Origin of the sequence: Micromonospora sp. NPDC051925 (assembly GCF_044548625.1) — a bacterium.
Taxonomy (GTDB): domain Bacteria; phylum Actinomycetota; class Actinomycetes; order Mycobacteriales; family Micromonosporaceae; genus Micromonospora.
In genome coordinates, this window is record NZ_JBIUCH010000003.1 from 155,343 (window position 1) to 167,479 (window position 12,137).

Annotated in this window: 8 protein-coding genes and 1 pseudogene; 3 read left to right on the forward strand and 6 right to left on the reverse strand. The window is 72.3% G+C overall.

The annotated features are described in order from the left end of the window. Positions 1-41: 41 nt before the first annotated feature. The 6 genes from ACIG87_RS05325 to ACIG87_RS05350 all read right to left on the reverse strand — a co-directional run bounded on the left by ACIG87_RS05325 (position 42) and on the right by ACIG87_RS05350 (position 8,710). A complete protein-coding gene (locus ACIG87_RS05325; RefSeq protein WP_396848417.1) occupies positions 42-2,513 on the reverse strand; it encodes an ABC transporter permease in 2,472 nt (823 codons plus the stop codon). A gap of 219 nt (positions 2,514-2,732) precedes the next feature. After that, positions 2,733-4,475 carry an ABC transporter substrate-binding protein gene (locus tag ACIG87_RS05330; RefSeq protein ID WP_396848419.1) on the reverse strand — a complete coding sequence of 581 codons (1,743 nt, stop codon included), beginning with the start codon at positions 4,473-4,475 and terminating at the stop codon, positions 2,733-2,735. A 130-nt stretch (positions 4,476-4,605) separates the two neighbouring features. Next, on the reverse strand, positions 4,606-5,592 hold the full coding sequence (locus ACIG87_RS05335) for an ABC transporter permease (protein WP_396848421.1): 987 nt from the start codon (positions 5,590-5,592) through the stop codon (positions 4,606-4,608). 12 nt (positions 5,593-5,604) lie between these two features. Next, complete coding sequence (locus ACIG87_RS05340; protein WP_396848422.1) at positions 5,605-6,609, reverse strand: ABC transporter permease; 1,005 nt, start codon at positions 6,607-6,609, stop codon at positions 5,605-5,607. Further along, positions 6,606-7,613, reverse strand: a complete 1,008-nt coding sequence (locus tag ACIG87_RS05345; RefSeq protein ID WP_396848423.1) for an ABC transporter ATP-binding protein — start codon at positions 7,611-7,613, stop codon at positions 6,606-6,608. Before ACIG87_RS05345 ends, ACIG87_RS05340 begins: the two co-directional genes overlap by 4 nt. A 53-nt stretch (positions 7,614-7,666) precedes the next feature. Then, on the reverse strand, positions 7,667-8,710 hold the full coding sequence (locus ACIG87_RS05350; protein WP_396848425.1) for an ABC transporter ATP-binding protein: 1,044 nt from the start codon (positions 8,708-8,710) through the stop codon (positions 7,667-7,669). Between the two features lie 229 nt (positions 8,711-8,939). Between ACIG87_RS05350 and ACIG87_RS05355 the strand changes: the two genes are divergently transcribed. The 3 genes and pseudogenes from ACIG87_RS05355 to ACIG87_RS05365 form a co-directional block, all read left to right on the forward strand. After that, positions 8,940-9,488, forward strand: a complete 549-nt coding sequence (locus ACIG87_RS05355) for a Uma2 family endonuclease (protein WP_396848426.1) — start codon at positions 8,940-8,942, stop codon at positions 9,486-9,488. Between the two features lie 32 nt (positions 9,489-9,520). After that, on the forward strand, positions 9,521-10,957 hold the full coding sequence (locus tag ACIG87_RS05360) for a TldD/PmbA family protein (RefSeq protein ID WP_396848427.1): 1,437 nt from the start codon (positions 9,521-9,523) through the stop codon (positions 10,955-10,957). A gap of 20 nt (positions 10,958-10,977) precedes the next feature. Continuing rightward, a pseudogene (locus tag ACIG87_RS05365) lies at positions 10,978-12,000 on the forward strand (metallopeptidase TldD-related protein); the annotation flags it as partial. Positions 12,001-12,137 lie beyond the last annotated feature (137 nt).

The window sequence follows — 12,137 nt, forward strand, 5'->3', positions numbered from 1 at the left end:
GGGATGATGGTCGTCGGAGCCGCCCACCTGGCCACGTACTGCTAATCGTGGGCGATGGCGGTCAGGATGTTCAGACGGGCGGCGCGGGCCGCCGGGGGTATCGCGGCCAGGGTCCCGGCCAGCGCGGCCAGGCCCAGGTAGACCAGCAGTTGGTCGATCGGCACCGACAGCTCGGTCACCCCCTGGGTCTGCAGGGCGCGGACCGTAGCAGCGCCCAGAGCCACGCCGACCGCCACGCCCAGCAGTGCGCCGAAGACGGAGATCACGGTGGCTTCGGCGGCGGTCATCATCATGGTCTGGAACCGGCGCAGGCCCACGGCGCGCAGTAGGCCCAGCTCGCGGGTACGCTCCAGCACCGACAGGGTGACGGTGTTGGCGATGCCCAGCACGGCGATGACCATGGCCAGGCCGAGCAGCACCTGCACGGTCCGCAGGAGGCGGTCGGCCTTGGCGTTCTCCTGGGCGGTGTACTCGGCGCGGTCGCTCACCCCCACCTCGGGGCTGTCAGCGAGCAGCCTGTCGAGCCGGCCGCGGGCGGCGGCAACGTCGGTGCCGGGTGCCAGCCGCACGAAGGCGCGGCTCGGCAGCGGCTGCTTGAGGCCGCTGGCCGCCGACGCGGGCAGCAGCCAGCCGGTGAGCAGGTCGGTGTCGGTGTAGATGCCCGCCAGGGTGAACTGGCGCGGCTCACCGCGGGGCAGTCGCACCGTGACCCGGTCGCCGACGTGCGGTCCCGCCGGGGTGACGGCCCGCTGGTCGACCAGGATCTGGTCGTCGGCCAGCGCGCCGATCGTTCCCTCGGCCGGGGTCAGGCTCAGCATGTCGCGCAGGGCCGGCACGTCGGTGACGGTCTCCACGTAGGCCGGCTGCCCGTCGATGACCGCGCCGCCCTCGCCCACGCCGGTGACGGCCAGCACGCCGGGCAGCGCCGCGGCCCGGGTGAGCACGGCCGGGTCGAAGCCGGTACGGCTCGAGCCGTTGGCGTCGCCGCTGACGATCAGGTCGGCCTTGAACCGGTCGGTGACGAGGCGGCCCACGCTCGTCGTGGCCGAGGCGAAGACGGTGGAGATGCCGGCGAGCAGCGCCACGCCGACCATGAGCGCGGCGGCCGTCGCCGCAGTGCGGCGCGGGTTGCGGCCGGCGTTGAGCCGGGCCAGGCGGCCGGACACCGACCACGCGAAGGCCCGGCCGAGCAGCCCGGCGGCGGGGCGTGCGAGCGCCGGCGTCAGCAGCGTGACACCGGTGAACGCCACCGGCACACCGCTCAGGATCAGCGGGGCGGCGCCCTGGTCGCTGGCGGCGAGGCCGAAGCCGACCAGCCCGAGGCCGGCGGCGAGCACGACGGCACCGACGACGGTGAGTCGGGTCAGTGGCCGCTCGGGTGCGGCGGCGTCGCGCAGCGCCGCCACCGGCGGCACTCGCGCGGCGCGCAACGCGGGCAGCAGCGCGGCGGCCGTCGTGACGAGCAGCCCGACGGCGAATGCGGTGACCACCGCGTCCGCCGGCACGACCACCCGCTCGCGGGCGACGAGCGCGCCCACGGCCACCCCGGCCGCCAGGCCGGCGACCGAGCCGCCGAGCCCGACCACGGCCGCCTCGGTCAGCACCGACCCGACGATCTGGCGGCGGCCGGCTCCGACGGCCCGCAGCAAGGCCAGTTCGCGGGTGCGCTGCGCGACCAGCATCGAGAACGTGTTGAGGATCAGGAACGCGCCGACGAGCAGCGCCACACCGGCGAAGCCGAGGAGCAGGTCGCCGGTCAGGCCCAGCGACCGGCCACGCGTGGCGGCCTCGGCCCGGGCGAGCTGCTCGCCGGTGCGGATCCGGTAGCCGGGGCCGAGCGCGGTGGTGATCCGCTCGCGCAACTGCGCGGGGCTGACGCCCGGACGGGCCGTGACCGCGACCGAGGTGAACGCGCCGGGCGTGCCCAGCATCAGCGCCTGCGCGACGGGCTCGGTGAACGCGACGACCTGCTGCTCCGGGTCGGCGTAGGCGAAGGTGCCGACGAGCGTGAACGTCTGCTTCGGCCGCAGCGTGAGCACCGCTACCCGGTCGCCGACCCGGACACCGGCCGCCGAGGCGAGCATGGTGCTGATCGCGACCTCGTCGTCGCGCTGCGGACCCCGCCCGGCACGCAGCTGCACGGACCCGGCCTGGCCCGGCCAGCTCACCCCGAGGCGGGGCAGATCGGGCGACGGCACGACCTTGCCGCGGGCGTCGACCAGCCGGGCGCCGTCGGCGGACACGACACCGGTCGCCCGGGCCACGCCATCGACTCCTGCCAGCCGTTCGACGAGCGCCGCGGGCGCGCCGGCGGCGGAAATCGTGTCGGCGGAACTCACCGCCACGTCGGTGCCGGCGTGGGCGCGGCGGGCGGTGTCGGTGTACGAGCCGCCGAGCGTCGCGGTGAGCACCAGCGCGCCGGACACGAACATGACTCCAAGCACGACAGCCAGCCCGGACAGGACCAGCCGCTGCCAGCGGGAGAACGTTCCTTTGATCGACATACGCAGCACCTGGTCATCGTCACCGGCCGCACCCGTGCCCGCGTCCACCCTGGGTCGTAGATCGGTGGGGGCGCGGCCGGGGGATTTCCCGGAGCACGCCTCAGGGTCGGAGCGTCATGCCGGTTGTCTGATGGCGCATGCGGTACCGGGAAGGACGGTTCCCCCTCCTCGACCGCGTGGCCGGGGAGGGGAACCCGCTCGCCTGCCGGCAGGGGTGTCAGTACGGAATCACTGCTTGACGTGGGCGTTGACGAAGGACGGGTAGCCGAAGACGCTGGAGATGAACACCCCGCCGACCTTGGAGCCGTGCACGCTGTAGGCCACGTCCACGAAGAGCGGCACCACCGGAGCCTGCTCGGTCATGATCCGCTGGTCGAGCTTGCCCCACTCCGGGCCCTGGTCGGCCGGGGGCAGGGCCAGAATCCGGTCGATCTCGGCGTTGACCGCCGGATCGTTGAAGTACGCCTGGTTGCTGTTGCCCTCGGCCTTGATGGTCCGACCGTCGAAGAGCACCGGCAGGATCGACGCGCCGCTGGGCCAGTCCGCCGCCCAGTTGCCGATGTAGAGGTCCCACGGGTTGTTCTTCTTCTTGATCTCGTCGAGCTTCGCGTCGTCCGGGATGTTCCGCAGGGTGATCTTGAAGCCGGCCCGTTCCAGGTTGCCCTTGAGCTGGGTGCCGATCTGCTGCTCGGTGGTGCTGTCGGCCACGCCGAGGACCAGCTCCGGGGTCTTCCCGCCGAGCAGTTCCTTGGCCTTGTCGATGTCGCCGTTGGCACCGGCAGGGTAGGCGTCGTACGCCTGGTAGCCGATGGTGGACGAGGGCATCAGCGTGGTCATCGGCTGGGCGACGGTCTGCCCGCCAAGCGCCTTGACCAGGCCGTCCCGGTCGATGGCGTAGTTGAGCGCCTGACGGATCTTCAGGTCGGTCACCCGCTGGTTGTTGATGACGAGCTGGTTGGCGCTCGGCGTCGGCGACAGGATGGTCCGCGACTTCAGCGCCGCGTCCTGGGCGACCCGGGCGACCAGCGAGGCCGGCACGAAGTTCCAGGCCAGCGCGCTCTGGTCGGCGCCGTTGTCGGCGATCACCCGGTTGACGGCCGCGTCGGCGGTCGGCCCGAAGGCCCAGACGAACTGGTCCGGGTACTGGTGCCGGACCGGGTCGGTCCCGGCGTCCCAGTGGGGGTTGCGGTCCAGGGTGAGCTGCACGCCGGCCTGGTTCTTGGCGATCTTGTACGGCCCGGACGAGAACGGCCGCTGGTCCAGGTTGACGCCGGTGTCCTGCTCGGGCTTGAGCGGCGCGGTGGTCGGCAGCGAGACCGCGAACGGCAGGTCACAGCGGGGCTTGGCGAACTCGAACCGCAGCGTCTTCGCGTCCGGCGTGGTCAGCCCCGGTGGCAACCCGGCCTTGTTCTTCTTGAAGTCCCACTTGGTGTCGTACTGCGGGCTGTCGGCGAGCCACTCCTGGAGGTAGGTGGGGCCACCGGTCAGGTCTGGGTCGAAGGAGCGGGCGATGCCGTAGGCGATCTCCTTCGAGGTGATCGGGCTGCCGTCCTCGAACTTCACCCCGTCCTTGACCTTGAACTCCCACACCTTGCAGTCGTTGGTGACGTTGGTGCCGGGGGTCTCGGCCAGGTCGCCGACCAGGACCAGGCCACCCTTGCCGTCGTCCTTCCAGGTGGTCAGGTAGCGGGCGAACAACGGGTTGGCCATCAGACCGGCGAACGAGTACGTCCGCTGCGGGTCCAGGTGGGAGATGGGCGTCTCCCGGATGATGGTGAAGGTGCCGCCCTTCGCCGCCCCGGCCACCTCCGCCGCCGGGCCCTGCGAGTCCTTCGGGTCCGTCGCGATCACCCCGGTCTGCTGCCGGTCGGTGTCCACGGTGGTGCCCTCGCCCGTGTTCTCCGAGCAGGCCCCCAACGCCACCACCAGGGCGATCGCGCCGCCTGCGGCGGCTGCTGCGCGTGGTCGCATCTCCTACCTCCTCCACCCCGCTGCCGTCGGGCGGGAACGCCGACGTCCCGAGGATCGTAAAGAAGAAAAACTTCGGGTTCTATAACAGTTGTCGATAGATTCTGTCAGCAGCGCGGTCCCCCGGCCCGGGTCAGCGCAGCCGCACCCGGGGGTCGATGGCCGCGTACAACAGGTCCACCAGCACGTTCGCCAGCACCACGAAGACCGCGGCGATCAGCACGGTCGCCATGATGGTGGGCAGGTCGCCGGAGCGGACCGCGTCGACCGCCGTCCGCCCCATGCCGTTGAGGCCGAAGGTCGTCTCGGTGATCACCGTGCCGCCCAGCGCGCCGCCGACGTCCAGCCCGGCGATGGTCACCACCGGGGTGATCGCGGCGCGCAGCGCGTGCCGGCCGTACACCGTGGGTTTGGACAGGCCCTTGGCCCGCGCGGTCCGGACGAAGTCCTCCGACAGCGTCTCGAGCATCTGCGCCCGGGACAGCCGGGCGTAGATGGCCGAGAACAGGAACGCCAGCGCCAGCCAGGCCAGCACCAGGCCACTGGCCCACCTGACCGGGTCGTCGAGCAACGGGGTGTAGCTCGGCACCGGCAGCCAGCGCAGCGTGTAGACGAAGACCAGCAGCAGCACCGCGCCCACGAAGTAGAGCTGCAACGAGGCCCCGGCCAGCGAGAAGCCGATCGCTGCCCGGTCCAGCCAGGTGCCCCGGCGCAGCGCCGAGACCATGCCCAGGCCGACGCCGAGCAGCAGCCAGAGCACCGCCGCCGGGACGACGATGCTCAACGTCACCGGCAGCACCCGGGCGATGGTGTCCGAGACCGCCTCGTTGGACACGTACGACCAGCCCAGGCAGGGCGCGTCGCACCGGCCACCCTGGGCGCTGCCCAGGTCCCGCCCGGTGACGATGCCCTTCATGTAGCCGGCGTACTGGCTGATCAGCGGGTCGCGCAGGCCCAGCTCCTGGCGGACCCGCTCCAACCGTTCCGGGTTGCAGTTCTTCGGGCACATGCCGGTCACCGGGTCGCGGGGCAGGGCGAAGAACATCAGGAAACTCAGCACACTGACCGCGAAGAGCGTCAGCGTCGCGGAGAACAGCCGCTTGACCAGGAACCGCGCCACCGCCGCACCCTCCTACCGGGACGACTTCGGGTCGAGCGCGTCCCGCAACGCGTCGCCGAAGAGGTTGAAGGCGAACACGAGCGCGAAGATCGTGATGCCGGGGAAGAAGACGTACGCCGGGTCGGTCTGGAGGTAGTCCAGGCTGCGGTAGATCATCCGGCCGAAGCTCGGGGTGGCGTCGGTCAGCCCGACCCCGATGAACGACAGCGCCGCCTCGCCGGTGATGTACGCCGGCACCGCCAGCGAGAACGACACCAGGATGGGTGCCCAGATGTTCGGCAGCAACTGCCGGAACAGCATGTGCCCCAGCCCCGCGCCGCTGGCCCGCGCCGCCTCCACGAACTCCCGCTCGCGCAGCGCGATCACCTGACCCCGGACCAGCCGGGCGGTGCTCGTCCAGCCGAACAGCGCGAAGATCGCGATGAGCACGCCGATCTGGAACGCCGCCGGCACCTCCTCCCGCTGGCCGTAGAAGCGCAGCGCGATGGTCGGGGTCAACGCCAGCGCGATGATCAGGAACGGCATGGCCAGGGTGAGGTCGGTGACCCAGTTGATCACCGCGTCCACCCAGCCGCCCAGGTATCCGGCGACGGTGCCCAGCACGACGCCGATCACCGCCGTGGTCACCGCCGCCGCGAAGGCGATGAACAACGAGGTACGCAGCCCGTGCGCCATCCGGACGAAGATGTCCCGGCCCAGCCCCGGCTCCAGCCCGAACCAGTGCTCCCCGGTCACCCCGCCCGCGTACCCGAGCGGCATGCCGAAGCCGTCCAGCCGGGACTGGAACTGCTCGCGCGGGCCGATCCCGTACGCCCACTCGATCAGCGGTACGGCGAGCGCCACCACCACGAAGAAGACCAGCATGCCGCCGCTGACCACGGCCGTACGGTCGCGCCGCAGCCGGGCCCAGGCGAGCTGGCCGGGCGAACGCCCGACGAACCCCCTGCCCGCCTCGGGCCGGTCCCCGCCGGTCTCGGCCTCGGCCAGCGTCGCCGGATCGACCGGGGACACACTCATGTCGCCACCTCCTCGACGCCCGCGTCCACCGGCCCGGCCTCCGGAAAGTGACAGGCGGTGGCCTGCCGGCCGCCGTCGCGGGAGACCAGCGCCGGTTCCTCGGTGGCGCAGACGTCCCGGGCCTTCCCGCACCGGGTACGGAACCGGCAGCCCGACGGCGGGTCCAGCGGCGTCGGCACGTCCCCGGTCAGCCGGATCCGCCCGACCGGGCCGAGCGTGGTCACGTCCGGGATCGCCGACAGCAGCGCCCGGGTGTACGGGTGCTGGGGCCGTTGGTAGATGTCGTCCCGGTCGCCGATCTCCACGATCCGGCCCAGGTACATCACCGCGACCCGCTGGCAGAAGTGCCGCACCACGGCCAGGTCGTGGGCGATGAACACGAACGCCAGGCCGAGGTCGCGTTGCAGGTCCCGCAGCAGGTTCACCACCTGCGCCTGGATCGAGACGTCCAGCGCGGAGACCGGCTCGTCGGCGACGATCAGCCGGGGCCGCAGGGCCAACGCGCGGGCGATGCCGATCCGCTGCCGCTGCCCACCGGAGAACTCGTGCGGGTAACGGTTGTAGTGCTCCGGGTTGAGCCCGACCAGCTCCAACAGCTCCCGTACCCGCTGTTTCACCCCGCCGGGCGGGTCGATCCCGTTGACCTGCAACGGCATCGCCACGATCCGCCCGACCGTGTGCCGGGGGTTCAGCGAGGCGTACGGGTCCTGGAAGATGATCTGGAGGTCCTGCCGCAGCGGGCGCAGCTCACGGCGACGGGCGTGGGTGATGTCCCGCCCGGCGAACTCGATCGTCCCGGCGGTCGGCTCCAGCAGCCGCACCAGCATCCGCCCGGTGGTCGTCTTGCCGCAGCCGGACTCCCCCACCAGCCCCAACGTCTCGCCGGGCCGCACCTCGAAGTCGAGCCCGTCGACCGCCCGCACCAGCCCCTTCGACCGGAAGCCGGTCCGCACCGGGAAGTGCTTGGTCAACCCCCGCACCCGCAACAACGGCTCACCGCTCACGGGGCCACCGTCGTTCGCGACTGCGGGACTCCGCTGCGCTACATTCCTCGCGCTCACCGAGCCGACCCTCCACTCGCGACAGCGGGACTCCGCTGCGCGCGATCGTCGGGGGGTAGGTGGCAGGCGACCAGGTGGCCGTCGTCGCCGGCCGGGCCGAGCTGCGGGATCTCGGTGCGCGAGCGGTCGCTGGCGTACCGGCAGCGCGGGTGGAACGCGCAGCCGGGCGGCAGGTTGATCAACGAGGGCGGGTTGCCCGGGATGGGCAGCAGGTCCGCGTCCGCGTCGCCGTGCAACGACGGCACGCTGGAGAGCAACCCCCAGGTGTACGGATGCTGCGGCCGGCGGAGCACCTGCGCCACGCTGCCCTGCTCGACCACCCGGCCGCCGTACATGACCAGCACGTCGTCGGCGACCTGGGCGACCACGCCGAGATCGTGGGTGATCAGGACGATCGCGGTGCGGAACTCGGCCTGCAGGTCGGCGAGCAGGTCGAGGATCTGCGCCTGCACCGTCACGTCCAGCGCGGTGGTCGGCTCGTCGGCGATGACCAACGCCGGGTCGTTGACCAGCGCCATCGCGATCATCGCGCGTTGCCGCATGCCGCCGGAGAACTCGTGCGGGTACTGGTCGTAGCGGCGGGCCGGCTGCGGGATGCCCACCCGGTCCAGCATCTCCACCGCGCGGGCTCGGGCCGCCCGCCTGCCCACCCTCCGATGGTGCACCCGGTACGCCTCGGCGATCTGCCGCCCGACGGTGTAGTACGGGTGCAGCGCGGAGAGCGGGTCCTGGAAGATCATCGCGAGGTCCCGGCCGCGCAGTCGGCGTACCTGCTCCTCGGGGAGGCCGACGAGTTGCCGGCCGCCCACGGTGATCCCGCCGCTGACGGTGCTGCGCCGGGGATCGTGCAGGCCGAGGACGGCCAGCGAGGTGACGCTCTTGCCGGAGCCCGACTCACCGACGATGCCGAGGGTCCGGCCGCGCCGCACCGCGAAGGACACCCCGTCGACCGCGCGCACCACGCCGTCGGTGGTGGCGAACTGGACCCGCAGGTCGTCCACCCGCAGGTACGGGTCGTCACCAGCTTGCGGACTGTCCACGGCCGCCTCCCTCAGGTTGTAGGGAACCTACAACAAAGAAACGAGGCTGAAAATAAGCTACGGGGCAGGAGCTGTCAGCGGTCCCAGCGTAACGAGTCAGCCCACCCGCCGTGCGCCCGCGACGACCCGCCGGGCTGCTGTCCGTACCTGCCGATCGCACCCGGGGTGCGACCATGAACGGGGTGACCAGCGGAGGATGCCCGGCGACACGAGGTGGGGGTGACCGACCATGACCGCAGCGGTGTTCGGCCACGACGGACCGTGGACCGAAGAGGAGTACCTCGCCCTCGATGAGACGTCTCAACGCGTCGAACTCTTCGACGGGAGCCTCCACGTGACCCCAGCCCCCACCCCCCGCCACCAGCGCATCTCGCGCAAACTGGGCAACATACTCGAACCAGCGGCCGAGAAGGCCGGCCTGGAACTGCTCGAGGCGGTGAACGTTCGACTCCGGCCTGGCCGCATCCCCATCCCCGACCTCATCATCACCGACCCGGTGAATCTGGACGAGCTCATGATCGAGGCAGATGAGGTGCACCTCATCTGCGAGATCATCTCGCCGAGCAACGCGTCCACCGACAAGGTCCTGAAGATGCACTACTACGCCGCAGCCGGCATCGAGTGGTATCTGCTGGTGGAGCAGAAGACCGGCGCACTACGCCTCTACCGACGGCGGGGCCGCCACTACACGGAACACTCCGCAACCAAACGCGGAGGGACGCTGCACCTGCTTGAGCCGGTGCGGGCCACGATCCGCCCCGAGGATCTGGTGCCCTGACGGATGTCGGTGGGCTCGCCTAGGGTCGGTCCATGACCGAGTTCGACGCGGCTGCCGCCGCCGTGCAGGCCGCCCTCGACGCAGGCGCCCGGTATGCGGACGCCCGGGTGATGCACCGCCGCTACGAGTCGATGTCCGCCCGCAACGGCGCGATCGAGGAACTGACCCAGGACGAGAGCATCGGCCTGGGGGTTCGCGCGCTGGTGGGTTCGGGTTGGGGCTTCCACGCCGTACCCGAGCTGTCCGACGTGGCGGCGCGCGGAGCCGGCCGGCGGGCGGCGGCGGTCGCTGCCGCGAGCGCCCGGGTGCCCGGCCCACCGATCGAGCTGACCCCGGCCGAGCCGGCGGTGGCGAGCTGGGCCTCCGGCTGCGTGGTCGACCCGCTCGGCGTGGCACTGTCCGACAAGGGCGACCTGCTGGTCCGGGCCACCGAGACAGCCCGTGCGCACGGGGCCGACCTGGCCGAGGGGCTCTACCAGATCTGGGACACCCGCAAGTGGTTCGTCTCCAGCGAGGGGCACCGCATCGACCAGCACGTCCGCGAGTGCGGCGGCGGCATCTCGGCCACCTCGATCGGCGAGCACGAGACCCAGCGCCGCTCCTGGCCGAGCTACCGGGGCCAGTACGGCACCACCGGGTGGGAGCTGGTCGAGTCGCTGGATCTCGCCGCGCACGCCGCCCGGATCGCCGACGAGTCCCGGGCGCTGCTCACCGCGCCCGAGTGCCCGGCCGGCGAGACCGACCTGATCCTCGGCGGCGAGCAGCTCGCGTTGCAGATCCACGAGTCGGTCGGGCACGCCATCGAGCTGGACCGGATCCTCGGCTGGGAGGCAGCCTTCGCCGGCACCTCCTGGCTCGACCTGGCCCAGCTCGGGTCGCTGCGGTACGGCTCCGAGCTGATGAACGTCACCATCGACCCGACGATCCCCGGCGCGCTGGGCAGCTTCGGCTTCGACGACGAGGGCTCCCCGGCGGTCAAGCGCGACGCGGTACGCGAGGGGCGCTGGGTCGGTGTGCTCGCCGGCCGCGACTCGGCCGCCGTCGCCGGTCTCGGCTACGGCGGCAGCGTACGGGCCGACGGGTGGGCCCGGCTGCCGATGGTGCGGATGACCAACGTGGGCCTGGAGCCCGGCCCGCACACCCTCGACGAGATCATCGCGGCCACCGACGACGGGGTGCTGATGGACATCAACCGGTCCTGGTCGATCGACGACAGGCGGCTCAACTTCCAGTTCGGCTGCGAGATCGGCTGGGAGGTGCGCAACGGCCGACGCGGGCGGATGCTGCGCAACCCCACGTACACCGGCATCGGGCCGCTGTTCTGGCGGTCGATGGACATGCTCTCCGCCGAGATCGTCCCGTGGGGCACCCCGAACTGCGGCAAGGGCCAGCCCGGCCAGATCGGCCACACCGGTCATCCGGCGGCCCCGGCCCGGTTCCGCGGCGTCCGGGTGGGGGTACGCGCATGAGCGACCTGCGGGGCGCCGGGATGACCGAGTTGGACGTCGCCGCCCGGGTGGTGGAGCTGGTCCACGAGATCGCCGGGCCGGCCGCCGAGGCCGAGGTCACGGTCGTCCGGCACGACCTGGCGCTGACCCGGTTCGCCAACTCGTTCATCCACCAGAACGTCGCCGAGTCCGGGGTGACGGTCCGGCTGCGGGTGCACGTCGACGGCCGGACGGCCGCCGGTGGCGGCAGCCTGGTCGACCCGGACGGGCTGCGTGCCCTGGTCGGGCGGACCCTCACCGCGGCCCGGCTCTGCCCGCCCGACCCGGCCTGGCCGGGGTTGACCCCACCGTCGTCGGTGCACTCCAACGGCCTGCTCGACGAGGCCACCGCGTACGCCGAGCCGGCGGCCCGAGCCGACCGGGTCCGCGCCTTCGTCGACGCGGTGGGCGGGCTGGAGGCGGCCGGCTACTGCCGTACCTCGTACCGGTCGGGGGCGTTCGCCAACTCGGCCGGCCAGTCGGCGCAGGGGCGGACCACCGAGGCGGCGATGGACGGCATCGCCCGAGCCGACGGCGCGGACGGGGTGGCCCGGCTCTGCGCCGGCCGCCTCGACGGGCTGGACGGCGCGGCCCTCGGTGCCCGTGCGGCGGCGAAGGCACGGGCCGCCGCCGATCCGGTCGAACTGCCACCGGGCCGGTACCAGGTGGTCCTCGAACCGGCCGCCGTGGCCGACCTGTTGCAGAATCTCGCCTGGTACGGCTTCAACGGCAAGCGGCACGCCGAACGCCAGTCGTTCGCCCGCCCCGGCACCGCCCAGTTCGACCCGGCGGTGACCCTGGTCGACGATCCCACGTACGGCGCCACGATGCCGTTCGACCTGGAGGGCACCCCACGCCAGTCGCTCACCCTGGTCGAGGCGGGCACCACCCGCGCGGTGGCCCACGATCGGCGCAGCGCCGCCGGGGCGGGTACGACGTCGACCGGTCACGGGATGCCCGGCGGGTCCACCTTCGGCCCGATCCCGCACAACGTCCGCCTGCTCGGAGCGGCTGAGGCGGGCAGCGCGGTGACCGCTCACGCCCCGACCGGCGGGGATGTTCCCGGCTGCGCGGCTCTGGGCGGCACCCGGGCCGGCAGCGCCTCAGCGGGCGGGGAGGCCGTGCCCCCCGGATCCCTGGCGAGCGGCGAGGTGGCACGTGG

Coding starts and splice junctions, on each gene's coding strand:
- ACIG87_RS05330 (WP_396848419.1), bottom strand. CDS start 4,475: ATGCGACCACGCGCAGCAGCCGCCGCAGGCGGCGCGATCGCCCTGGTG.
- ACIG87_RS05360 (WP_396848427.1), top strand. CDS start 9,521: ATGACCGAGTTCGACGCGGCTGCCGCCGCCGTGCAGGCCGCCCTCGAC.
- ACIG87_RS05355 (WP_396848426.1), top strand. CDS start 8,940: ATGACCGCAGCGGTGTTCGGCCACGACGGACCGTGGACCGAAGAGGAG.
- ACIG87_RS05340 (WP_396848422.1), bottom strand. CDS start 6,609: ATGAGTGTGTCCCCGGTCGATCCGGCGACGCTGGCCGAGGCCGAGACC.